The organism is Arthrobacter sp. StoSoilB20 (assembly GCF_019977295.1).
Lineage (GTDB): Bacteria > Actinomycetota > Actinomycetes > Actinomycetales > Micrococcaceae > Arthrobacter > Arthrobacter nicotinovorans_A.
In genome coordinates this window covers 476,515-499,315 of the sequence record NZ_AP024651.1, presented here as the reverse complement: position 1 = coordinate 499,315, position 22,801 = coordinate 476,515, and the positions used below count along the sequence as shown (strand labels likewise).

The following is a 22,801-nucleotide window of genomic DNA, read 5'->3' as shown; positions in this document are numbered from 1 at the left end:
ACAGACTAGGCGAATCGTCCGGAGGCCCTTTACCGGACCGCATAGGATTTGAAAGCACACTCCCCTCGATCCCCGGAGTCCTTCATGCTTAAACAAGGTTCGGCAGTAGACCGCTACTTCAAAATTACTGAACGTGGATCCACGTACTCACGGGAAATTCGTGGCGGCTTCGCGACGTTCTTCGCCATGAGCTACATCGTGGTGCTGAACCCGTTGATCCTCTCCGGGGCTGATTCGAGCGGGGCGTCCCTCGGATTCACCGCCGTCGCCGCCACCACGGCGTTCGTAGCGGGCATCCTGACCATCCTCATGGGCGCCTGGGCCAAGCACCCGTTCGCCGTGGCAACAGGATTGGGCGTCAACGCGTTCGTCGCCGTGACAGTGGCCTCGCACCCGCAGCTGACCTGGCCGGACATGATGGGCCTTGTGGTCTTGTCCGGTGTGACCATGCTCATCCTGGTGCTCACCGGTTTCCGCACTGCCGTGTTCAAGGCCGTTCCGGAAGCCCTGAAGACCGCGATCGTGGTGGGCATTGGCCTCTTCATTGCGTTGATCGGCCTGGTCAATGCAGGGTTTGTCCGGCGGATTCCCGACGCTGCCGGAACCACGGTTCCCCTGGGACTTGGCGTGGACGGCAAGCTCATGGGCTGGCCCACCCTGGTGTTCGCAGTGGGCCTGATCCTGACCATCGCGCTGGTGGTCCGCAAGGTCCGGGGCGCCATCCTGATCGGCATTGTGGTTTCCACTGCACTGGCCGCCATCCTCGAATTCACCCTCCATATCGGCCCCAGCTTTGACGGCAAGAACGTCAACCCCCGCGGTTGGTCCCTGGTTGCCCCCACCCTTTCGGAGTGGGGCGCCCCGGACCTGTCCCTCATCGGCAAGGCCAACCCGTTCGGCGCCTTCGAGCACTTGGGGTTCATCGCCGCGGCACTGCTGGCGTTCGTGATCCTGCTGAGCATCTTCTTCGACGCCATGGGCACCATGGTGGGCCTGGCCAACGAGGCCGGAACGGTGGACAAGGACGGCAACATCCCCAACGTTGACCGCGTCCTCCAAGTCGATGCCCTCGGGGCGATCGTGGGCGGCGGCGCTTCGGTTTCCTCCAACCAGATCTTTGTTGAGTCCGGCGCCGGGATCGGCGAAGGCGCCCGCACCGGCCTCGCCTCGATCGTCACCGGCTTGCTGTTCCTGGTGGCCATGTTCTTCACCCCGCTCATCAACCTTGTCCCGTTCGAAGCCGTAGCCCCGGCCCTGGTGGTTGTGGGCTTCATGATGGTTTCCCAGGTGGGCAAGATCGATTGGCAGGACTGGGGCGTTGGCATCCCGGCCTTCCTCACCATTTCCCTGATGCCGTTCACGTACTCGATCGCCAACGGCCTTGGCGCGGGCTTCATTTCCTACGTCCTCATCCGCACTTTCCAGGGCCGCGCCCGTGAAGTCCACCCCCTCATGTGGGCCGTGGCAGCTGCCTTCCTGCTGTTCTTCGGCATCGGAACTGTGGAGGAGTTGTTGGGGGTCAAGTAGGGAAGTCCGAGATTCCGGACACCCGGGTGATTGGATCGCTGGTTTTAGTGCCCGCCTTCGGGTGTGCTTAAGGCATGGAAACCAGCAGCATCCCCACTGTCGACGTCAGCCCCACACCCTGGACGGGCCGCTTTGACGGGGACGGCACCGAACACCGCCGCTGGTGGCAAGCAGTAGCACCCCTGACCTCGGCCATGCCTGCCACGTCCTCGCGTCCCGCCGTCGTGCTTGGCTTCTGCAGCGACGCCGGTGTCCTCCGCAACAAGGGCCGCGTGGGCGCTGCCGCAGCACCTGCCGCCATCCGTTCAGCGCTGGGGCCGCTGGCGTTCCACCTTGACCGTGACGTGTTCGACGCCGGTGATGTGGTTGTGGAGGACGACTCACTGGAGTCGGGACAAGAGCGCGCCGGACGCGCCATATCGGGATTGCTCGACGCCGGAAACCTCACCGTGGTGCTGGGCGGCGGCCACGAGACCGCGTTCGCCAGCTACCTTGGGGTGGCAGGTTCTGAAGCAGTTCGCGGCAAAAGGCTCGGCGTGCTGAACCTGGATGCCCACTTTGACCTGCGCGATGAGCCCACGCCGAGCTCAGGCACGCCGTTCCTTCAGATGGCCCACGCAGAAGCGGCCGCCGGACGGGAACTGAAGTACGCCGTCGTCGGAATTTCGGAGCCCAACAACACGCGTGCCCTCTTTGATACGGCCGACCGCCTGGGCGTGAAGTACCTGCCGGACGAGCTGTGCACGCCGGAGGCTGTGGAGATTTTTGTTGCCGACTTCCTGGCCGGGGTGGACGTACTGTACTTGACCATCGATCTGGACGTGATGCCGGCTTCGGTGGCACCCGGGGTGAGCGCCCCTGCTGCTTACGGTGTGCCGTTGCCGGTAATCAGCGCGGTCTGCCGCCAGGTTGCTGCGAGCGGGAAGCTGCTGCACCTGGATGTCGCGGAGCTGAATCCGGAGTTCGACATAGATCACCGCACCGCCAAAGTGGCAGCACGCCTGGTGAACACCCTGCTCGCGTAGAGAGGCGTTTAGCCGGGCCTGTTCCCGGGAACTTCCTCCGCATAGCCTGTGTGGAGGAAAGGAATGGCGATGCGTGCAGTGTCTGTGCAGGACAAGTGGGCCTGGGTGGCCGGCCTGGTGGCTGTGGCCCTGGGCCTGGTGGCGCACATGGTGGCCGGCGGGAGCGCCCCCGCCATTCCCGTTCTCCTGGGCTTCGCCGCACTCGGCTGCTTGGCCGCCCAGCTGATCGCCCGATGGGTGCACGGGCCCTTGTTGTTGCTGCTGCTCTCCGGCGTGGCCCAGCAGCTGTTGCACCTCGGATTCGACGCCTTTGGTGGCTACTTCCCCGGCAACGGTTTCCTGGACCACTTCCACGGAGGGCAGTCCCTGGGGGACGTACCTGAGGGTGCTGCGAGCAGTGGCGGGGATGTACATCTCCTTCTATACACACACATGGCAGCGGCCATCCTCACACTGCTGGTGGCGTCGGGAGTTTCCAAAGTGGCCCGGCTGCGCTCCCCCGCGGGATGAAGCCAGGGACCACGCGTTTGTAGGCGCCTTGAGCCGCTGAGCCGCTGGAGCCCGTCCGTCACCGGAAGCAACGCAGGGCAACTTTCGCGTAGCGCGGCGACACCACCCCGTAGCGCGCCGACACCACTCCGTAACGCGCCGACACCCTGCGTAGCCCCACGACAGTCTTCGAAACCAACTTTGCAACGCCCACTTGCCGGACCCTAGTGTCGTTTGCACGTGGTGTACCCAAGAGGCCAGGGAGCTGCCTGCAAAGCAGCGTACGCGGGTTCGAATCCCGCCACCACGTCTCCTGGGCACACAGCGGATCCCCCTCCGCCAGCACGCATCCATACGCAGGCTCCACATGAGACCCACATCACGGGACTGCCGGTCATCTTACAAATTTTCAGCCCCGCCCACTATGATTGATGGGTCGCCCTCGCATGCGGCACGTAATAGGAGGCCCCCCAATGACCCCTGCAATGATTGCAGAACGCGAAATTCGCCTGTCCTTTTCCAAGGCAGACGAGATCCACGACGGCCTTGACCGCGCCGTGGATGCCCTGATCGAAAGCGCAGCAGCTGACGCTAACTGCGGCATTCTGGTGACCCGGCACGAGCCCGGCACCTACACCGTGGCTCTGGACGAATCCGTTCCCTTCGGTCAGACCCGCGAAGTACTCGCTGCCTGATACCCCAACGCATCGCCGGCAGCGACGCCAAAAACCGGGGCCCGTTCCCTTCCGCATCTACTACCCGCGGAAGGGAACGAGCCCCGGTTTCTGTTTAACAAGTACCTCGACAGTAACTGCAGCTACGCCCGGCGGAGAGTGACGCCGTCGGACTTCATGAACAGTTCCTTGCCCTCTTCGGTGACGCCGGAGCCGGAATGCTCAAGCCACACCACGTTTCCACTGCCGGAAACTTCCTCGACCCGGCCCGTCGCAACCACGTGGGCGTACTTGACCACTTCCACTGCCTCGCCAACCACCAGCGTCCGCCAGTCGGTGACCGTAGCCGTGTGAGCGCTTCGCCTGGACAGGACTGCACCGCGTGCCTTCATTGAACTTCTACCCCTTTGTGGATGTTCTCTGTTGTGTATTGAGTTGTCTGCACCATTGACCGTCAAGCCCACGACATCGTTGGCGTGGACGTGACGTACACCATAAGTTTTACTACATTTGCCACGCCCCGGTGATTGCGTTGCGAACAAAGACCGGGGCGTGGCAAATATGCCCATCAAATGAGCGTTTTATTCGACGTCAGGCCAAAATCCCGACGGCGGATTCGGCGGCCGCACGGACGGCGCCGGAGCCAACCAGACGGTCAGCCGCTTCCAGTTCCGGGGAAAGGAACCGGTCCGTGCCCGGGCCCTGGACCACTTCGCGCAGCACCTCAAGGACCGCCGTGCCGGCGGGACCCGGGGTGAGTTCGCCGTCGGACATCTGCGTGCGCATGTCGATGGCGCGGGCGCTGGTGACAAGCTCGACGGCGAGCACGCGGCGGAGGTTCTCCACGGCCTTGCGCAGCTTCCGGGCAGCGTGCCAGCCCATGGACACGTGGTCTTCCTGCATGGCGGAGCTCGGGATGGAGTCCACTGATGCGGGAACGGCCAGGCGCTTGTTGTCAGAGACGAGCCCGGCTTGCGTGTACTGGGCGATCATCAGGCCCGAGTCCACGCCAGGGTCTCCAGCGAGGAACGCCGGAAGCCCGTGCGAGCGTGCGGGATCGAGCATGCGGTCGGTGCGGCGCTCGGCGATGGAGCTGAGGTCCGCCACCGCGATGGCCAGGAAGTCCAGGACATAGGCCACGGGGGCGCCGTGGAAGTTGCCGTTGGACGTGACGCGGCCGTCCGGGAGGACCACCGGGTTGTCGATCGCTGCGGCGAGTTCGCGGGAAGCAACCAGTGCGGCGTGGTCCACGGTGTCGCGGACAGCTCCGGCAACCTGCGGGGCGCAACGCAGCGAGTAGGCGTCCTGGACCTTGGTGTCGTTGATCCGGTGGGACGCGACGATCGGCGAGTTGGACAGCACGCGCAGCATGTTGTCTGCGCTGGCAGCCTGCCCCGGGTGGGGCCTGAGTGCGGCGTGGAGCTCCGGCAGGAACACCTGGTCCGTGCCGAGCAGCGCCTCGACGCTGAGCGCAGCGGTGACATCCGCCGTCGCAAGCAACAACCGGATGTCGGCAATGGCCATCAGGAGCATGCCGAGCATGCCCTCGGTGCCGTTGACGAGGGCCAGGCCCTCCTTCTCGGCGAGGGTAACCGGCTCGATCCCGTGCTGCGCGAGCAGCTCAGCGACAGGTGCTTGTCCTGCGGTTCCGTACAATTCGCCGTCGGGACCCATTGCTTCGCCTTCGCCCATGAGGACCAACGCGCAGTGGGACAGCGGCGCGAGGTCGCCGGAGCAACCCAGCGAGCCGAACTCGCGGACCAGTGGGGTGATGCCGGCGTTGAGGACATCCACCATGGTCTGCAGGACCACCGGACGGACGCCCGTGCGGCCGGAAGCCAGGGTCTTGGCGCGGAGGAACATGATGCCGCGGACCACTTCGCGTTCAACGGCCGGGCCCATGCCGGCGGCGTGGCTGCGGATCAGCGACTTCTGCAGCTGGGTGCGGAGGTCGTTGGGGATGTGGCGGTTGGCCAACGCACCGAAGCCTGTGGAAATCCCGTAGGCCGGGACGTCGCTGGTGGCGAGGTCGTCAATGTGGGCACGGACCTTGGCGACGTTGTCCAGGGCGTCCTGGGAGATGGTGACCTTGGCGTTGTGGCGGGCGACGGCGACGACGTCTTCCGGAGTGACGCCACTGGAACCAAGGGTGACGGTGAGCTGTTCGTTCGAGGTAATGGTCATGTTCTTACTTGCTCTCTGCGGATTCGTTCATGGGGATGCGGACGCCGCGTTCGTTGGCGACCTCGACGGCGCGGTCGTAGCCGGCGTCGACGTGGCGGATGACGCCCATGCCGGGGTCGTTGGTCAGGAGCCGTTCGAGCTTCTCTGCGGCGAGGTCGGTTCCGTCAGCAACGGAGACCTGTCCGGCGTGCAGGGAACGGCCAATGCCGACACCGCCGCCGTGGTGGATCGAGACCCAGGTAGCGCCCGAAGAGGTGTTGATCAGGGCGTTGAGCAACGGCCAGTCCGCAATCGCATCCGAACCATCGGCCATGGACTCGGTCTCACGGTACGGAGATGCCACGGAACCCGAATCCAGGTGGTCACGGCCGATCACGATCGGGGCCTTGACCTTGCCCTCCTTCACCAACTGGTTGAACAGCAGGCCGGCTTTGGCGCGTTCGCCATAACCCAGCCAGCAAATACGTGCCGGCAGGCCCTCGAACTCCACCCGGTCCGCAGCAGCGTCGAGCCACTTGTGCAGGTGCTTGTTCTCCGGGAACAGCTCCTTGATGGCCTTATCCGTCACGGCGATGTCTTCCGGGTCCCCGGACAGGGCAACCCAGCGGAACGGGCCAAGGCCCTCGCAGAACAACGGGCGGATGTAAGCCGGGACGAAGCCGGGGAACTCAAACGCGCGCTCGTAGCCGCCCTTACGTGCCTCATCACGGATGGAGTTGCCGTAATCGAACACCTCAGCACCGGCGTCCTGGAACTCCACCATCGCCTGGACGTGGCGGGCCATGGAAGCCTGGGCTTTCTTGGTGAACCCTTCCGGATCCGCCTCAGCCTCGGTGTGCCACTCGGCCACGGTGATGCCCTCCGGCAGGTAGGACAGGGGATCGTGCGCGCTTGTCTGGTCCGTGACCACATCGAAGGTCACTTCCCCGGCCTTGTGGCGGCGGAGCAGTTCCGGGAACACCTCTGCGGCGTTGCCCACGTAGCCCACGGACCAGCCGCGGCGCTCGTCCTTGGCCTTCTGGACCTTCGCAATGGCCGTATCCAGGTCAGTTTCGACCTCGTCCAGGTACCGCTTGCCGGCCCGGCGACGCAGGCGGGTCTCGTCGACGTCGACAATCAAGCACGCGCCGTCGTTCAACGTCACCGCCAACGGCTGGGCGCCGCCCATCCCGCCGCATCCACCGGTCAGGGTCAGGGTTCCGGCCAGCGGGCCCTCGGAGGAACCTTCAACGGCGGGTGCCGGGTGGCGGGCGGTGTTCTGCCTGGCGGCAATCAGCTTATTCCCGACGGCGGCAAAGGTCTCGTACGTGCCCTGCAGGATGCCCTGGGTACCGATGTAAATCCAGGACCCGGCCGTCATCTGGCCGTACATCATCAAACCCTCAGCCTCGAGGCGGCGGAACTCAGGCCACGTCGCCCAGTCCCCTACCAGGTTCGAGTTCGCCAGGAGAACACGCGGTGCCCACTCATGGGTGCGGAACACACCTACGGGTTTGCCCGACTGCACCAGGAGGGTCTCGTCCTTCTCCATGGTCTCCAGGGTCCGGGTGATCGCATCGAACGCGGCCCAGGACCGGACAGCACGGCCCGTGCCGCCGTAAACCACCAGGTCATCCGGGCGCTCAGCGACCTCGGGATCCAGGTTGTTCATCAGCATGCGCAACGGCGCCTCGGTCTGCCACGACTTGGCAGTGAGCTCAGTACCCCGGGCGGCCTTAACCGGACGGGCACCAGTAGTGAAATCGGCGGGTGCCATGGTGACTCCTTCGTCTGTGGGAAAGTGTGGTGGAAAGATCTTCTACCTCTACTAAAGCCCCTTTATCCCGCGGCTGGAACGGGTTTTGGGGTGGTGCTGTCCGGGATTACAGACGCACCCGAGTCCGGCTTGGTTGGCGCCTTTGGCGTGCCGGGAGGCGGGAGGTCCGTGTGGGAAGTTACTGCGCGGGCCGGCCGTGGATCCGGACCGAGAGCTCGTCTGCAGCCTTCCGGATCCGCGCAGCCAGCACCGGCCATTGCTCAGCAGGGACTTTGTCCTCCAGGAACGTGACGGCGACTGCCGCCGTCGGCCATCCCACATGGTCCGTCACGGCGACGGCAATGGAACCGAAACCGGGCGTCACTTCACCGTTTTCCGTCGCGTAGCCGCGCTGGCGTACCTGGTCCAAGTGGGAGGAAAGCGTTGAGTACTTCATGATGGGCGACTCCACCTCGTGCCGGGCAGTGAAGGCTGCGGCATTGGGGTACAGCGCCCGGACCTGGGACTTGGGCAGGGCAGCAAGAATGGCGCGGCCCGAAGCGGTGAGGTGGCTCGGCAGTCGGACTCCGACGTCGGTCACCAGACTGGGGCGGTTCTTGGCGCGTTCCTCCACGATGTAGAGGACGTCGCGACCATGGAGCACCGCGAGGTGCGCGCTCTCGCCAATCACGTCCACCAGCGACGCGAGCATGGGCCGGCCGAGCCGGGACAAGGGCTCCTGGCGGGAGTATGCGGAACTGAGTTCGAAGGCACTGATGCCTAGCCCATACCGTTGCTCTTCGTGCAGGTGCAGGACGAAGCCGTTGGCCTCCATCACGCCCAACAGGTGATAGACGCTGGAACGCGGCAAACCCAGTGCCGTGGCAATATTCGACGCCGCCATGGGGCCCCGCCTCGAGGCCAACAGTTTCAGGATCCTGAGGGTGTTTTCGGCGGCGGGGACCTTGGAACTGGCCTTGCCTGGTGCCACTGGCGACGTTGTCATGGTTCCTCACTGCTCGGGTCCGGGACCAGCGGACGCGGGGCTGTCCGGTATCCCGTACTCAAGCGTGCACCCTGCCGGGTCTCGCATCCAACCCGCATGATCAGCATTGTGTCTGGGATGCCAGAACACTGCGAGGCGCCTGGGGCGGGCGGTGCCTCAGGCTCGGCGAAGCCTACGGCTTGGGCGTGGTCTTGGGCGAGGTAGTGCTGGCGGACGCCGGCGCCGTGGCAGGAACCGGAACCTTACGGCGCAGCAGGAAGATAATTGCTCCCGCAGCCGCCAAGACCAGCGCCACGATCAAGGCGATGGTCCAAGCTCCCAGCCCAGTGGATGATGCGGCCAAGGGCGCGGCTGCCTCTTGCGACAACGACTCCGCCGTGGCCGATTCGCTGGGCCACGTAGCCGCCGGCGGGACACTGGCATCCGTTGCCTCCGGGCGCTCAGCAGCAACGGGCTCACCATCGGGCGCCTCACCTGTGACATCAAGCGCGACGGCGGGAACCAGCGCCTGCGGCCACGGCACCACCGTGGGCGCTGATGCGGAGAGTTCGGACGAATTACCTCTCGGCACGTTCAGCGGGAGTTTACCGCGAGCCTGCTCGGCCGCCGCTGCAGCCTCTGCCTGGCGTGCCGCTTCCGCGGCCCTAGCCGCTTCCGCCTGGCGCGCAGCTTCCGCCTGGCGTGCAGCTTCCGCGGCCTTCGCAGCGTCGGCTGCTATACCGGCGTCGAGCGCTGCCTTGTCCGCAAGTCCTGTGAGCTCGGTAAGCATGGCGTCAACCGACGCCACATGTGCTGCGGTGGCTTCGTCGCGCTTGGCGGCAGCAAACTGGCCGCTGGCGGCGAATGCCCGGAGATCCGCGCGACTGCCTTCTAGGGCCACTGTGGCGGCCGCCCGAAGTTCCGGCCCGGCCTTGTCCAAGGATGCGTAGGCAAGGATGCGGTTGTCCAGATCCTGCGCGGTAGCAAACCCGTACTCCAGGAAGTAACGGACATCTGCGTGGCTGGCGGAGCCCAGGGCAAGGTCAGCGGCCTTGTTGACGTGGCTGCCGCCGAGGCTCAGAAGCTGATAAACACGCTGACGGTCCGTGCCGAAAGCCGAGACTCCGCTTGAATCCCTCTCAATGGCCTCGTCGTGGCCCTTGGCTATAAAACTCTTGATCGCCGGGTCGCCCGCCAACAGGGCCTTTTCGGCAGCCTTTTTCACCTCAGGTGTGCCCACCAGCGCGAGATCCAGCGTCGCTTGACGGGCTTCCTTGATAAGGGCGTCAGGATCAGCAGTGGCCGCAGCGAGGACTGCCAAAAGTCCCGGCAACTCCTTGGCTGCGGCCGCAAACGCTTCCTTGGCAGGCTTCTCCGAAACAAGTGTCGCGTTATCCAGGGCGCCGCGCGGAACAGCATGGGCGCTCAGGAGGTCCCTGTCGGCAACCAAGCGGGCCGAGTCTGCTGTGCGGGCAGCGGTTGCGGTGTTCCGCGCTTGCTCGACGGCGGTCCTCGCCCGGGCAGCGACGTCTGCGGTTCCCGCCGGGTTGGCCTTGATGTCAGCTTTGACCTGCTGGAGCAGCGAAGCAACGGCGGCCGATTCATTGTGGTGGTCGCCTGCGACGAACTGGCCGTAGCGGAGGTAGTCGGCAACCTTCGCGGCGTCGGCGGCGGGCTCTGCGGTGGCGAGTGCGGTCTTGGCTCCGGATGAAACCGCGGGATTGGGCGAGGCGATCAGTGCGTACGCCGCCTGCCTGTCCGACACCTGGGCCTTGACCTTCCAGCCGCTCAGGACGAACTCTTCGACTGCTTGCTGGCCTTCGTCAAGGCTCTTCTGAGCCTCGCGCTGAACCAGGCCATTGTTGTACTCGGTGAAGTAGTAGGCAACTGTTTTGAGGTCCACCCTCCACGTGCTCTCCCAGCCGGAGGCGAGGAACGCATCGATCAACGCGGGGTTGGCGGAGGCCAGAATCTCATTCGCTTTCGAGCGGACATGCTCACTCCCCCGCTGCGTCAGCTCGGTGACCAACTGCTTGCGGTCCGCTGCCAGCGGAGCGTTTTGTCCGCCGTCGACGAATGCCTGGACGGCCTGCGGGCCTCCAGCCAAGGCGACAGCGGCGGCAGCGCGTGTTGCGGGGCCGGCCGTCTTCCACAATTGGACCACGCCAGCCGCATCTACAGCCCGGGAAACATAGGGAACCGGAGCCTGGGACTGGGTCGGGACCTCAAAGGCCGGAATCTCGTAGGCCTGCGCAGGGGCGGCAAAGAGCAAGGACGCCCCGGCTACAAGAGCCACGGCGGCAGCGGCCCAACGGCGTCGGGTGTGACGAAGTACAGAAATCAAAGGTCCCCCATAAGGATGCGATGGCAGCGCTGAATTCAAGGGGGGGCGACGCTGGAAGCGAGGGATGCCTGACCGGTTTGATGAGCTGTCCGCGGTCATCATATCCGACGCCGGACTATGACTTTGACCACCATCCTGCAAGGCAGCGCCCGTTCACAAAACGCACTGTCTGCGATCAAAGACACCAAACGTCCGTGAGTCCGATCACAAGGGGCTCAAAAGTGATCTGCTGGATAGCGATCCCCTCCCAAAGACGAGAAGGTTTTACTATGCAACAAACCAAGCTGGCCGCGGAGAACTCTGTCCTCCAGGCCGCGGGTACGGCGCTCAGCCGAGGCCTGAACGTCCGCCACATCCGCTTCATGGCCCTCGGATCCGCAATTGGTACGGGCCTCTTTTACGGCTCTGCCTCCGCCATCCAGAAGGCCGGCCCGGCTGTCCTGCTGGCCTACATCATCGGCGGCGCAGCCGTATTCATGGTGATGCGCGCCCTCGGTGAAATGGCTGTCCGACACCCCGTGTCCGGCTCCTTCGGTCAATACGCGTCCAAGTACCTGGGACCGTTCGCCGGTTTCGTGACCGGGTGGACCTACGTGTTCGAGATGGCGATTGTGGCTATTGCCGATGTCACCGCATTCAGCATCTATATGGGCTTCTGGTTCCCCCAAGTGGATAGATGGATCTGGGTGCTCGCGATCATACTGTTCCTTGGCGCCATGAACCTGCTCAGCGTGAAGGTCTTCGGAGAGCTGGAATTCTGGTTCTCGCTGATCAAGGTGGTGGCGATCATCGCCATGATTGTGGGCGGTGCCGCGATCGTTGTGTTCGGCTTCCAAACGGGCGACGGCGGCGGCGTGGCACCGGGGCTGGGGAACCTCGTGAACCACGGCGGTTTCTTCCCGAACGGTTTTGAGGGGCTCCTCGCCGCTTTCGCCGTCGTGATGTTTGCCTTTGGCGGGATCGAAACGATCGGTATCACGGCCGGCGAGGCCACCAACCCCAAGAAGGTCATCCCGCAGGCAGTTAACACTGTTCCGGTCCGTGTGCTGCTCTTCTACGTGCTGACCCTCGGCGTGCTGATGAGCATCTTCCCTTGGAACGAGATAGGAAGCAGCGGGAGCCCGTTTGTGCAGATCTTCGACGGTTTGGGCATCCCTGCCGCGCCCCACATCCTCAACGCCGTGGTGATTACGGCTGCTCTCTCGGCGATCAACAGCGACATTTTCGGGGCCGGACGCATCCTGTTCGGCCTGGCACAGCAGGGTCATGCGCCCAAGAGCTTCAGCAAGATCTCCCGGCACGGAGTTCCCTGGATGACGGTGGTGATGATGGGCGGCATCCTGCTGGTGGGCGTCGTGCTGAACGCCGTCATCCCGGAGGACGTGTTCGTGCTCATCGCCTCGATCGCTACCTTTGCCACCGTGTGGGTCTGGGTGATGATCCTGGCCTCGCACGTCGCCATGAAACGCGAGATCAAGCGCAAGGGGCTGCCGGCGTCGGAATTCGGGTCGCCTTTGTGGCCCGTCGCCTCAATCCTGACCATGGCGTTCATGGCAATGGTGATCGTGATCCTCGGCGTCTTCGAAGACACGCGCATTGCCTTGTACGTAGGTGGCACCTGGCTGGTTCTCCTGTTCGTGGCCTACAAACTGTGGGTCCGCGGGGGTGGCCTTCGCCGGGCAGAGCTGGTGGACGAAACGGCCGCCATCCCCGTGGTGAAGGCACGCTAATTTGTTGAAGGCCTCATGTTGTTGAAGGCGCTCCAGCCTCAGCTTCTGAGGCGTGCGGACTTGTGCCCCGGCAACGGTGGTGCTTTTGATTGGTAGCTATGCCCGGTGGGAGTGCGGACCTGAAGTGTGTGCACGTCACCGGGCATACTCGCGGCGTTCCAGCCCGGATTTTCCTTGGTGTGGTTGCAGGCTTCGCAAAGACCGGCTCCGTTTCGGAGGTTTGTGCCGCCTTCCGAATGCCATGGAATGATGTGGTCGATGTGTCGGATGGGCGCGTCGCAGTACGGGGTACGGCATGTGTTGTCCCGGATGTTGATGAAGCGCCGCAACCGTTGCGGGAAGAATCGAGCTCGGCAGTCCATCGTCAAGAGTTCGCCGCTGCCGGGAGCGGTGTAGAGGCGGCGGAGCAACACCGTGAATTCGCTGCGATGATGCTGGTCCTCGGACCCGGATGGTTCCTCAGCAAGAAGCGCCCTTGCCCATTCCGCGGGTACGATTCCGTAGCCTTCGAGTCGGGCCGGCTCGGGATCCCCTTGGAAGAGCGTGCGATCGGTCATGACGAGGTTGAGGTTGATACCTGAGACACCACCCGGTGTACCGGTAATGCGTTCAGTTAGGGTGTCTGCCATGGCCTGGCCGCGGGTTCGCGGGTCTCCGCTGGAGCGAAGGGAGTCAGCCGTCCGGGTCAGCGCGGCATAGACAGCGACGCCTTGGGCGACCGGGAGCAGGGCGGTGAGGTACGTCATGGTGTCCGGCGCAGGACGGAGGCTGACCGTCCGTTCCGTGGCTGCATGGCTGGCTCGTTGCGCCACCGAGCGCGGGTCACGGCGATACGCGGCGGCCTTGGCGGCAGCGATGATGGCTTTGTCCCCGACTCCTTCAAAGGTCCCGGAGTCAGGGGCGAGTTCCTCGTCCACAGCAGCCCGGTCTTCAACGGACAGGCAGGCTGTTTCCTTCACTAGCAGCGTTGCCCGCCATTCGTTCAACTGGCCCGAATCCAGCGCTGCCATGGTCCGGTGCATCTCCATGACCAGCGCTTTGGCAAACCCTAAGAGCCTGGACCCTTTGTTTGGTGATTCCCGCCGTGCCAACGCCACCTGCGCAGCAACGCCCATGCCGCGTTCTGCTGCGGGAACCCCGGACTGGGCCTGCTCCGCCCGCTGCGTAAGATCAAACGCCACCGCAACCCGGGCCTGCCGAGCCGAAATTGCAGACGTCAGTTCCTCAAGTTCGCGCATCTCATCAATAAGCCCCGAGCTATCAGTGTTGATCGGAAGCGTCCTCAGATCAAAGATGAGCCCCTGAATACCCGGTCCTCGTACGGCCGCGCCAGGTACCGCCGACCCGGTAGCCGCAGTAGCCGAGGGAGTCAGGACAACGGAAGAAGCATCCGGTGGCGAAGCCACTGGCGCCTGCTGCGATCCCCGATTTCCGTCCATGAAGCCACTCTTCCAGCGACTCGGCCCGAACATCAGACCCCATGTTGTCTATGTGGACAACCTTCAAAACGCCCGGGAAGGGCAGGAAAACAAAAGGCCAACAACGCCAATGTTCACGACGAGCATTGGGGCCAGCTGTCACCTCGCAGGCTCAAAATAGAACAGCAGTCCTCGTACCTCCTCCATGGCCTCGGGAAAGCCGGCCACGTCTATCACGCCCAAGGTTGTGTCCAGCTGGATCGAGCGAACACCCCGGCCAAGCAAGCTCGCATCGTTGGGATGAGGGTCCCAGAGATTGGGCTCCGCCCTCCCACTGATGAGGAAAGTGAAGAGCCTTTCTTGCGACGGTCTGGCGGGGCCCGTTCTGACAAAGTCCACCGCTGGAGTGCGAAACGAGACCAGTCCGCGCTCCCAGCCCGTCCGGCGGCCGCTTTCCTGTGGCTCGTGGCAGCGGATCCAACACTCCAAACGCCCGCTTCGCAGCAGCCGTTTGAAGCGCAGCGCCACCTCGGCGGCGGGGGACTTGCGCGCCGCAAAGGAGCTACCGGGCCGACCACCCGCCGTCCATGGTGTAGCTCGCGCCGGTGACCATACCGGCGTCGTCGGAGGCCAACCACGCGGCCAACGACGCAACTTCCGCAGGCTCCACCAAGCGCTTCACTGCGGACTCGGTGAGCATCACCTTGGCCAGGACTTCGGCCTCGGGAATGCCGTGGAGCCGGGCCTGATCCGCGATCTGCTTCTCGACAAGGGGGGTGCGGACGTAGCCCGGGTTGATGCAGTTGGACGTCACGCCCCGCTCGCCGCCTTCCAGGGCGGTGACTTTGCTGAGTCCTTCGAGCCCGTGTTTGGCGGAGACGTAGGCGCTCTTGTAAGCGGATGCCCGGAGCCCGTGGACGGAGGAAATGTTGATGATCCTGCCGAATCCGTTGGCGTACATGTGCGGGAGCGCGGCCCTGATGAGGAGGAACGGGGCCTCCAGCATCAGGGCCAGGATCCGCCGGAACTCCGCAGGCTCGAACTCCTCGATCGGGGCAACTTTTTGGATACCGGCGTTGTTGACCAGGATGTCGCAGTCCAGGCTCAGCGCAGCCAAGGAGTCCACGTCCAGCAGATCCACGGTCCAGGCAGTGCCGCCCAGCTCATCGGCGAGGGCCGCAGCTCCGGAGGCGTCGACGTCGGCCACTACAACTTTCGCCCCCCGGGCGGCGAGCGCACGGGCACAGGCTGCCCCGATCCCGCTCGCCCCGCCGGTCACCAGTGCTTTGCGTCCGTTCAAGGAGTTCTCCATCGGATCAGCCTTTCGAGGTAGCGGTTGTCAGGCCGTGGCGGATCGCGTCGGCTTGGTCCACGTCCTGCAGGGCGATGCCCTTGGTCTCCTTCAACGAAACGACTGCGACGACGGTAATCGCGCAGGCGACCACGAGGTAGATGGCTGTGGGAACCCAGGACCCGGTGTCCTTGAGCCACTGGGTTGCCAGCAGCGGAGCCAGTGAACCGGCGAAGATCGAGGTGACCTGCGAGCCGAGCGAGACACCCGAGTAGCGCATGCGGGTGGGGAAGAGCTCGGACATGATGGCCGGCTGTCCTGCGTACATGAACGCGTGGAGGCAGAGACCGATGGTGACGGCCAGGACGATGACCACGGCGTTCTTGGTGTCGAACATGGGGAAGGCGAAGAACGGCCACGTTGCCCCGGTGATCGCGCCGATGAGGTAGACGGGTTTGCGTCCCCATGAATCCACCAGGCGTCCGATTTGCGGGATGACCAGGAAGTGGATGACGTGGGCGATCAGGAGTGCCAGCAGGAGCGAGGAGGTGTCGTACTTGTGGACGCTCTTGAGGTAGACGATCGCGAAGCTCACTACGAGGTAGTACATGATGTTCTCCGCGAAACGGAGCCCCATGGCCTGGAGGATGCCCTTGGGGTACTTGCGGATGACTTCGCCCACGCCGTAGCTGATTGCCTTGGACTCTTCCACCTGTGCCTTGGCTTCGAGGAAGATGGGGGCTTCGGTGACGTGGGTACGGATGTAGTAGCCCACGAACACGATCACTGCGGAGAGCCAGAACGCTACGCGCCAGCCCCAGCCGAGGAAGGCCTCGCTGCTGAGCGTGGTGGACATGACGAACAGGACCAGGGTGGCCAGGAGGTTGCCCACCGGCACTGCCGCCTGGGGCCATGAGGACCAGAAGCCGCGGGACTTGTTGGGGCTGTGCTCAGCCACGAGCAGCACGGCGCCGCCCCATTCGCCGCCGAGGGCGAAGCCCTGGATGAAGCGCAACGCCACGAGCATGGCCGGGGCCCAGTAGCCGATGTCCACGAAACCGGGGAGGCAGCCCATCAGGAAGGTGGAAACGCCCACGATCACGATTGTCAGCTGCAGAGTGGGCTTGCGGCCCAGTTTGTCGCCGATCTGGCCGAAGACAATGCCACCGAGCGGACGGGCCACGAAGCCCACCGCATAGGTAATGAAGGCTTGAATGATGCCATCCAGTTCGTTGCCGGTGCTCGGGAAGAAGTACTTGCCGAAAACCAGCGTGGCAGCCGTGGCGTAGAGGAAGAACTCGTACCACTCCACCACCGTGCCCACCATCGAGGCCGCGACGATCTTCTTCAGGCCGGAGCCTTGGCCGGCGCCTTTCCCGGCCTTTGACGCGGAGCGCTGCTCTACGCTCATATCCATCTCCTCAGTGTCCTCTTTGACCCTTTTGACCGTGTTGTGATCCACAACACGAATAGCTCCACTGAGTATTGCTGCAGATTCGTTATGCCTCAATGACCAATAAGGCACCTTAGGTGTGCAGAATTGCAGATATGAACCCGAACCCCGACGACCTCCTCATCTTCCTTGCCGTCTCACGTTCAGGAAAATTTACGACGGCGGCCCAGGCCTTGGGACTGAACCACACCACGGTTTCGCGCAGGATAGCGGCGCTGGAGAAAGCGCTGGGCGGCAGGGTCCTTGCGCGGGCTGCCGGTGGGTGGGAAGTGACGGAACTGGGCGCCGAAGCCGCACTGGTTGCTGAGCGGATCGAAGCGGCCGTGGGCTCGCTGGGACCGAGCGACACTGCACCCGACCCCATTACCGGCGTCGTACGCATGACCGCGACCGATGGCTTCAGCGCCTACGTCGCGGCGCCCGCCGTGGCGCGCTTGCGGAGGGAGCACCCAGGGCTGAGCGTGGAGATCGTGACGGTGACACGCAGGGCGTTGCAGCAACGTTCCGGCCTGGATATCGAAGTGGTGGTGGGGACGCCGCAGGTTCACCGCGCCGAAGCCATCAGGCTCGGAGAGTACCGGCTGGGCATGTACGCGTCCCGCGCTTACCTGGCAGACAAGGGCACGCCGGAGAGCGTCGAGGAACTGACGCAGCACCAGCTCGTCTATTTTGTTGACTCGATGCTGCAAGTGGATGACCTGGACGCTCCCCGCCGGCTGGTTCCCACCATGCGTGACGGACTGAGTTCAACCAACGTGTTTGTGCATGTGGAAGCCACCCGGGCCGGGGCAGGCGTGGGATTCCTTCCGTGCTTCATGGCTGACCGGCACCCGGATTTGGTGCGCCTGCTCCGGTCTGACTTCGCCGAGCTTCTCCCCTACTGGATGGTCCTCCGCCCGGACTCCATGCGCCGCCCCGCGGTAGCCGCCGTCGTGCAGGCCTTGCGGGAGGAGACGGAGCAGCGGCGGGAAGAGCTGCTGGGGGCGCAGTAGCGCGCCGAGGTGCGCAGACAGGGCGGGGGTGGGTCCGGGGTGGCGGTACTCAGGAGCCCAGCGGGATCACCAGCGGCGTGTGGCTTACGGGGTCATCGATCACCATGCACGGCAGGCCAAACACGTGCTCCACCAGCTCGGCCGAGATCACGTCGGCGGGCCGCCCCTCGGCAATCACGGCACCGTCCTTCATGGCGATCAGGTGCGTGGCATAACGGCAGGCATGGTTGAGATCGTGGAGCACGGCAACCAGCGTGGTGCCATGGTTGTTGAGCCGCCGGAAGAGTTCCAGCAACTCAATCTGGTGTGCGATGTCCAGGAACGTAGTGGGCTCATCCAGCAGGAGCAGCGGGGTTTGCTGGGCGAGGACCATGGCCACCCACACCCTTTGCCGCTGCCCGCCGGAGAGCTCGTCCACCAATCGGCCGGACAGCGAAGTCACATTGGTGGCCTCCAAGGCCGCCACCACAGCGGCTTCATCCGTTTCGGACCACTGCCGCAACAGCTTCTGGTGGGGGTAGCGTCCGCGCGCTACCAGGTCAGCTACGGTGATTCCGTCGGGGGCAATGGAGGTCTGCGGCAAGAGTCCCAGACGACGCGCGGCTTCCTTTGCCCCATAGGAGGAAATGCTCTTCCCATCCAACAACACGGAACCGGTGCTGGGCTCAAGAAGCCGGGACAGCGCCCTCAACAACGTCGACTTTCCGCAGGCATTCGGCCCCACAATGACGGTGAACCCTCCATCGGGAATGCTCACGTCAAGTGCGGAAGACACCGTACGGCCTGCATATCCGAGGCTCACGTTGTGGGCGCTGAGGCGCCCCGAAGCCGGCAACGCCGAACCCGACAACGCCGACCCCGGCGGGCAAACCACAGCAGCGTTATCCAACACATCAGTCATGACAATCTCCTCGGAATTCATTGCCGCTTCACCTCGCGGGCAAGGAGCCAGACGAGGTAGCAGCCGCCGATGCTGACGGTCACCACTCCCACAGGCAGTTGGATGGGCGCGAACAGGTTCTGCGCCACGATGTCGCTGGCCACCAGCAGGAAGGCGCCCATGGCTGCGGAGGGGAGCATCCCCACCGAGGCGGACCGGGTCAATCGCCGGGCAAGTTGGGGAGCGGCCAGGGAAACAAAGGCAATGGGACCGGCCGCCGCGGTGACCATGGCAGTCAATGCCACACCCACCACTGCCAGGACCAGCCGCGAGCCTTCCAGCCGGACGCCCAAGGCCCTGGCGGCGTCGTCGCCCATCTCCAGCAGTCCCAACCGCCTGCCGTAAAAGGCCAGCAGGACCAGCAGCACCGCGAAGGTACCCACCACCGGAAGCACCTGGTCCCAGGAGACCTTGTTCAAGGAACCGGCACCCCACACCGCTGCGGACATGGCTTGTTCCAGCGAGGCTTTGAGGATCATCCAGGTGTTCACCGACGCCAACATGGCGCTCACGGCGATGCCGGCAATAATCAGCCTGAAGCCTTGGATGCCCTTTTTGTACGCGAACAGGTACACCAAAGCAGCCGTCACCAGCCCACCTACCAAGGCACCGGCGGACACCGCGAAGTACCCGCCGCCCATCAGCAGGATGACCACCAGGGCACCGGTGTACGCGCCGGTGTTGAAGCCGATCACGTCCGGACTGCCCAGCGCATTGCGCGTCAGCGACTGGAAGATCGCCCCGCTGGCACCCAGGGCCGCCCCCAACAACAGGGCCAGGAGCACGCGGGGCAGTCTCCACTCCACCACCACCATGTGCACGGCTCCAGTGGATTGACCCAGCAACGCGGACACGACGTCCGGCACCGCGATGCTGAACTCACCCAAACCAAGGGCGACGACGGCGAGCGCCAGGGCGGCGGCGACGAGGACGGCGGTGACACCCACCGTGCGAACGTCGACGCGGAACGAGACGCGCCCGCGGAACCCACGGATGGCCAGGGTCCGTCGGCCGAAGTCAATGGATGTCGCCTGCCTGATGGAAGGCACAAGATTGGCGCCCGTCACAAGGTGCTCACTTTCCGGCGTCGGATGAGCCAGATCAGGACCGGTGCGCCGATGAACGCGGTGATGATGCCCACCTGCATTTCCGCCGGACGAAGCACCAGCCGGCCCGCGATGTCCGAGACGAGAAGCAGCACCGGTGAAAGCACCAGGGTGTAGGCCAGGATCCAGCGTTGGTCCGGTCCTACGATCCACCGGGAAACGTGCGGAATCATGAGTCCCACGAAGCCGATGGGGCCGGCGGCAGCCGTCGCAGCGCCGCAGAGGAGGGTAACGGACACGATGGTCCAGACCCGGGTGCTGGTGATATTGGCACCAAGTGACTTGGCGGTGTCATCGCCCAAGGCTACGGCGTTGAGCGGCCGTGCGAGGGCGAGGGCTATCAGCGCGCCAACCACGATGAACGGTGTGACAGCGGTGAAGATTTCCCAGGTCCGGTTGCTCAACGTGCCGGCGCTCCAGCTGCGCATGCTATCGAACACTGCGGGGCGGAGAAGGGTGATGCCGGACGAGATTCCACCCAGCACCGCACCCAGGGCAACACCGGCAAGGGTGAGGCGGAGCGGTGTCGCCCCGCCCCTCCCCCTTGACCCGATGAAGTACACACCCACCGTGGCAACCACTGCACCGGCGAACGAAAACCAGATGTACTCCCCGATGGTGGTGACACCGAACAACGCCACGCCCAGGACCACGAAGAAACCCGCACCCGCGTTGACTCCCAGGATGCCGGAGTCCGCCAAGGGGTTGCGCGTCAATGCCTGGATCAGCGCCCCGGACAAACCCAGTGCGATTCCCACCAGCACACCGGTCACCGTACGCGGCAGCCGGAGGTCGCGGATGATCACATGTTCCGGCGAACCGTCATACGCAGTGATCGCCGGCCAAAGGCTGGCCAGGTCCACGTCCTTGGAGCCCACTACGAGGCTGAGCCACAGAACCAGGGCCAGGGCAGCCACCGCCGTGAGCAACCCCATGAGCCGGTACCGGTTCGCGGAGGCAAGACCGGCAGCGGCGCCACCGGCCGCACCACCGGAAGCCTCACCACCGGGAGCCCCCTGAGCGTCGGCGGGCACGGACACCTGCGACGCCCGCGCCATGGTTCCAGCCGTCACTACAGGCCCAGCAATTCGAACTTGGCGTCCTGCAGGTCCACGATTTCCTCGCGATCGCGCTTCTCGTTGGACCAGAGGTCGTCGAACCAGCGGCGGGTTTCGGCGTCGAGGTTTTCCCAACGTTCTTCCCACGCTTCGCTCTGGTCCGTCCAGTAGCCAACCAGCTTGTAGGACGCGGGCGTCAGCTTCTTCTCATGCCGGAGATATTTGCGGATCCCCCGAAGGACCTTGGTCTCTCCTGCTACCCAGATGTAGCCCACACCGCCGGGCAATTCCATGGAGCGCAGCACCTCATCCAACCGCGATTGGCTGTGGCCGTTCCCGCCGTAGATCCACGCGATTTCAGTGCCGGCGCCCAAGGTGAGTTCCTGCCGGTGCGATGGCTCTTCCACCTCGATCAGGACACGCGTCCGGACACCGGGCGGCGTCTGTTCCACCAGCCGGGCAACAGCCGGAAGCCCGGTGGCATCGGCCAGCAGGATCTGCCATTGAAGGTCAGCGGGCGGTTCGTACAATCCAGTGGGCGAGTTAAGTCCGACGACGTCACCCACCCGGGCGTGCTGCGCCCAGGAAGCTGCCAACCCGCCGTCGTGAATGACGAAGTCGATGTCCACCGTTCCGGCGGCAGGGTCCACAGCGCGGACGGTATAGGTCCGCCTGGCGGACGGCTCAACCCCCGGCGACCAGTCCCAGGAGTCTCCGGCGGAGATCGGCAGGCGTGCCTCCCGGGTCCCCGGATCCGGCAGGAAAACCCGCAGGTATTCATCGCCCACACCCGTGCTGGCGAAGCCGGCCAGGCCGGGACCACCGAAGGTGATCCGACACATTCCCGGCGTGAGCAGGCGCGTGGCCACTACCTCTGCCCTGTAGATACTCATCATGGCAGGAGCGCCTTTTCAAACTTCTCGAGCAATGCGTACTGGCCGCTCGGGGAACCGTAGATCATTTCGAGGTCGTACGGGTGGATCTGCTTGTTGGCCACAAAGGGCAGCGAGGTCCAGAGCTTGTTGTTGGCCAGCGGGGCGAAAGCGTCCGGGTTGGCTCCGTCCTTCTCAGGAACCTCGGTGGTGATGATGGCGTCGATGCCGTTGAGCTGTTCCAGCTGCTCGGCGCTGAGCTTGACGCCCTCGCCATCGGCCAGCGGGGATACCTTCAAGCCCAGGTCCTTGATGACCAGGCACGGGGTTCCATAGCAACTGACCGAGACCTGGTCCTCGTAGTAGTCCACGGGGCCAATGACAAGATCGGACTTACCTGCCGCGGCCAGGCGCTTCTTCACCTGGTCCACTTTGGCTTGGTACTTGTCCATCCAGGCTTGGTATTGCGCGGTCTTCCCGAAGGCCTCGGCCACGGTCTTGAACTTGGTACGCCAGTCGCTGCCGTCAAAGCCATTGAAGGTGTAGGTGGGGGCGATGTCGGAGAGCTTCCCGTCCAACTCCTTGTCATAACCCAGGCCGTTCAGGATGAGGTCCGGCTGGGCTTTGAGGATGGCTTCGAAGTTGAATTCCGGGTAATTGGTGAACGGCGTGATGCCTTTGAGGGCGTCCTGGTCGAAAAAGTACGGGAAGCCGGAGTAGCCGCTGTCGCGGATTGGCTGCTGGCTGGCCAGCGGGATGCCGAGCGTGATCAGCATGTCCAGGTCGGTGGTGTACATGCCCAGGGCCTTCTTGGGCTCGGCCGGGATGTTGACCTCTTTGACCTCGCTGGTGACGGTGCGGGTCTCCGATTTCGCGCTTGCGCTGGCATCCGTGGCAGCGCAGCCGCTGAGGAGAAGGGCTGCGGATGCCAGTGCCGCGACGGCGGCAGACATGGTTTTAGAGCGTGAAATCACTGCG

General features: G+C 64.4%; 19 protein-coding genes and 1 tRNA gene. 7 read left to right on the top strand and 13 right to left on the bottom strand.

The features are described from left to right. Positions 1-84 precede the first annotated feature (84 nt). The 5 genes from LDN85_RS02390 (at position 85) to LDN85_RS02370 (ending at position 3,736) form a co-directional block, all read left to right on the top strand. Positions 85-1,527: an NCS2 family permease gene (locus LDN85_RS02390; protein ID WP_026542068.1), complete on the top strand. Its 1,443-nt coding sequence runs from the start codon at positions 85-87 to the stop codon at positions 1,525-1,527. Positions 1,528-1,601: 74 nt separating this feature from the next. Beyond that, on the top strand, positions 1,602-2,552 hold the full coding sequence (gene hutG, locus LDN85_RS02385; protein ID WP_223944492.1) for a formimidoylglutamase: 951 nt from the start codon (positions 1,602-1,604) through the stop codon (positions 2,550-2,552). Positions 2,553-2,621: 69 nt separating this feature from the next. Beyond that, entirely contained in the window at positions 2,622-3,062 is a 441-nt protein-coding gene (locus LDN85_RS02380; protein ID WP_223944491.1) for a hypothetical protein, read from the top strand. 218 nt (positions 3,063-3,280) lie between these two features. Beyond that, positions 3,281-3,351 (top strand) — tRNA-Cys (locus LDN85_RS02375). 163 nt (positions 3,352-3,514) lie between these two features. After that, positions 3,515-3,736, top strand: coding sequence for a hypothetical protein (locus LDN85_RS02370; RefSeq protein ID WP_026542070.1), 222 nt, complete (start codon positions 3,515-3,517; stop codon positions 3,734-3,736). Positions 3,737-3,858: 122 nt separating this feature from the next. Here the strand turns inward: LDN85_RS02370 and LDN85_RS02365 are convergent, their stop codons facing one another. The 5 genes from LDN85_RS02365 to LDN85_RS02345 all read right to left on the bottom strand — a co-directional run bounded on the left by LDN85_RS02365 (position 3,859) and on the right by LDN85_RS02345 (position 10,963). Next, on the bottom strand, positions 3,859-4,107 hold the full coding sequence (locus LDN85_RS02365; protein WP_026542071.1) for a hypothetical protein: 249 nt from the start codon (positions 4,105-4,107) through the stop codon (positions 3,859-3,861). Positions 4,108-4,306: 199 nt separating this feature from the next. Next, on the bottom strand, positions 4,307-5,899 hold the full coding sequence (gene hutH / locus LDN85_RS02360; RefSeq protein ID WP_026542072.1) for a histidine ammonia-lyase: 1,593 nt from the start codon (positions 5,897-5,899) through the stop codon (positions 4,307-4,309). Between the two features lie 4 nt (positions 5,900-5,903). Continuing rightward, positions 5,904-7,655 carry a urocanate hydratase gene (locus LDN85_RS02355; RefSeq protein ID WP_026547468.1) on the bottom strand — a complete coding sequence of 584 codons (1,752 nt, stop codon included), beginning with the start codon at positions 7,653-7,655 and terminating at the stop codon, positions 5,904-5,906. Positions 7,656-7,833: 178 nt separating this feature from the next. After that, positions 7,834-8,640 (bottom strand): IclR family transcriptional regulator, encoded by an 807-nt coding sequence (locus LDN85_RS02350; RefSeq protein ID WP_026542074.1) that lies wholly within the window; start codon positions 8,638-8,640, stop codon positions 7,834-7,836. A gap of 172 nt (positions 8,641-8,812) precedes the next feature. Beyond that, positions 8,813-10,963: an ALF repeat-containing protein gene (locus tag LDN85_RS02345; protein WP_223944490.1), complete on the bottom strand. Its 2,151-nt coding sequence runs from the start codon at positions 10,961-10,963 to the stop codon at positions 8,813-8,815. Between the two features lie 269 nt (positions 10,964-11,232). Here LDN85_RS02345 and LDN85_RS02340 point away from each other — a divergent pair, with 269 nt between their 5' ends. Further along, positions 11,233-12,693 (top strand): amino acid permease, encoded by a 1,461-nt coding sequence (locus tag LDN85_RS02340; protein ID WP_223944489.1) that lies wholly within the window; start codon positions 11,233-11,235, stop codon positions 12,691-12,693. Positions 12,694-12,731: 38 nt separating this feature from the next. Here LDN85_RS02340 and LDN85_RS02335 read toward each other — a convergent pair whose 3' ends face one another. The 3 genes from LDN85_RS02335 to LDN85_RS02325 all read right to left on the bottom strand — a co-directional run bounded on the left by LDN85_RS02335 (position 12,732) and on the right by LDN85_RS02325 (position 16,813). Further along, positions 12,732-14,165 (bottom strand): HNH endonuclease signature motif containing protein, encoded by a 1,434-nt coding sequence (locus LDN85_RS02335; protein ID WP_223944488.1) that lies wholly within the window; start codon positions 14,163-14,165, stop codon positions 12,732-12,734. A gap of 508 nt (positions 14,166-14,673) precedes the next feature. Continuing rightward, positions 14,674-15,423, bottom strand: coding sequence for a 3-hydroxybutyrate dehydrogenase (locus LDN85_RS02330; RefSeq protein WP_026542078.1), 750 nt, complete (start codon positions 15,421-15,423; stop codon positions 14,674-14,676). 4 nt (positions 15,424-15,427) lie between these two features. Next, on the bottom strand, positions 15,428-16,813 hold the full coding sequence (locus tag LDN85_RS02325) for an MFS transporter (RefSeq protein ID WP_026542079.1): 1,386 nt from the start codon (positions 16,811-16,813) through the stop codon (positions 15,428-15,430). A gap of 137 nt (positions 16,814-16,950) precedes the next feature. Here LDN85_RS02325 and LDN85_RS02320 point away from each other — a divergent pair, with 137 nt between their 5' ends. Next, a complete protein-coding gene (locus tag LDN85_RS02320; protein WP_223944487.1) occupies positions 16,951-17,847 on the top strand; it encodes a LysR family transcriptional regulator in 897 nt (298 codons plus the stop codon). 49 nt (positions 17,848-17,896) lie between these two features. On the opposite strand, the gene LDN85_RS02315 is transcribed toward LDN85_RS02320, so the two are convergent. From LDN85_RS02315 to LDN85_RS02295, 5 genes are read right to left on the bottom strand one after another with little or no spacing between them, the layout of a single operon-like run. Further along, positions 17,897-18,748, bottom strand: coding sequence for an ABC transporter ATP-binding protein (locus tag LDN85_RS02315; RefSeq protein ID WP_223944486.1), 852 nt, complete (start codon positions 18,746-18,748; stop codon positions 17,897-17,899). A 17-nt stretch (positions 18,749-18,765) separates the two neighbouring features. Beyond that, positions 18,766-19,854, bottom strand: a complete 1,089-nt coding sequence (locus LDN85_RS02310) for an iron chelate uptake ABC transporter family permease subunit (protein ID WP_223944485.1) — start codon at positions 19,852-19,854, stop codon at positions 18,766-18,768. After that, positions 19,851-20,966 carry an iron chelate uptake ABC transporter family permease subunit gene (locus LDN85_RS02305; protein WP_223944484.1) on the bottom strand — a complete coding sequence of 372 codons (1,116 nt, stop codon included), beginning with the start codon at positions 20,964-20,966 and terminating at the stop codon, positions 19,851-19,853. The genes LDN85_RS02310 and LDN85_RS02305 overlap by 4 nt, the downstream gene beginning before the upstream one ends. Next, positions 20,966-21,847, bottom strand: a complete 882-nt coding sequence (locus tag LDN85_RS02300) for a siderophore-interacting protein (protein WP_223944483.1) — start codon at positions 21,845-21,847, stop codon at positions 20,966-20,968. Before LDN85_RS02300 ends, LDN85_RS02305 begins: the two co-directional genes overlap by 1 nt. Then, positions 21,844-22,797, bottom strand: a complete 954-nt coding sequence (locus LDN85_RS02295; protein ID WP_223944482.1) for an ABC transporter substrate-binding protein — start codon at positions 22,795-22,797, stop codon at positions 21,844-21,846. The genes LDN85_RS02300 and LDN85_RS02295 overlap by 4 nt, the downstream gene beginning before the upstream one ends. Positions 22,798-22,801 lie beyond the last annotated feature (4 nt).

What these genes read in the sequence shown, in the direction of transcription:
- LDN85_RS02390 (WP_026542068.1), top strand. Translation starts at nt 85, where the DNA reads ATGCTTAAACAAGGTTCGGCAGTAGACCGCTACTTCAAAATTACTGAA.
- hutG (WP_223944492.1), top strand. Translation starts at nt 1,602, where the DNA reads ATGGAAACCAGCAGCATCCCCACTGTCGACGTCAGCCCCACACCCTGG.
- LDN85_RS02380 (WP_223944491.1), top strand. Translation starts at nt 2,622, where the DNA reads ATGCGTGCAGTGTCTGTGCAGGACAAGTGGGCCTGGGTGGCCGGCCTG.
- LDN85_RS02370 (WP_026542070.1), top strand. Translation starts at nt 3,515, where the DNA reads ATGACCCCTGCAATGATTGCAGAACGCGAAATTCGCCTGTCCTTTTCC.
- LDN85_RS02365 (WP_026542071.1), bottom strand. Translation starts at nt 4,107, where the DNA reads ATGAAGGCACGCGGTGCAGTCCTGTCCAGGCGAAGCGCTCACACGGCT.
- hutH (WP_026542072.1), bottom strand. Translation starts at nt 5,899, where the DNA reads ATGACCATTACCTCGAACGAACAGCTCACCGTCACCCTTGGTTCCAGT.
- LDN85_RS02355 (WP_026547468.1), bottom strand. Translation starts at nt 7,655, where the DNA reads ATGGCACCCGCCGATTTCACTACTGGTGCCCGTCCGGTTAAGGCCGCC.
- LDN85_RS02350 (WP_026542074.1), bottom strand. Translation starts at nt 8,640, where the DNA reads ATGACAACGTCGCCAGTGGCACCAGGCAAGGCCAGTTCCAAGGTCCCC.
- LDN85_RS02340 (WP_223944489.1), top strand. Translation starts at nt 11,233, where the DNA reads ATGCAACAAACCAAGCTGGCCGCGGAGAACTCTGTCCTCCAGGCCGCG.
- LDN85_RS02335 (WP_223944488.1), bottom strand. Translation starts at nt 14,165, where the DNA reads ATGTTCGGGCCGAGTCGCTGGAAGAGTGGCTTCATGGACGGAAATCGG.
- LDN85_RS02330 (WP_026542078.1), bottom strand. Translation starts at nt 15,423, where the DNA reads ATGGAGAACTCCTTGAACGGACGCAAAGCACTGGTGACCGGCGGGGCG.
- LDN85_RS02325 (WP_026542079.1), bottom strand. Translation starts at nt 16,813, where the DNA reads ATGAGCGTAGAGCAGCGCTCCGCGTCAAAGGCCGGGAAAGGCGCCGGC.
- LDN85_RS02320 (WP_223944487.1), top strand. Translation starts at nt 16,951, where the DNA reads ATGAACCCGAACCCCGACGACCTCCTCATCTTCCTTGCCGTCTCACGT.
- LDN85_RS02315 (WP_223944486.1), bottom strand. Translation starts at nt 18,748, where the DNA reads ATGACTGATGTGTTGGATAACGCTGCTGTGGTTTGCCCGCCGGGGTCG.
- LDN85_RS02300 (WP_223944483.1), bottom strand. Translation starts at nt 21,847, where the DNA reads ATGATGAGTATCTACAGGGCAGAGGTAGTGGCCACGCGCCTGCTCACG.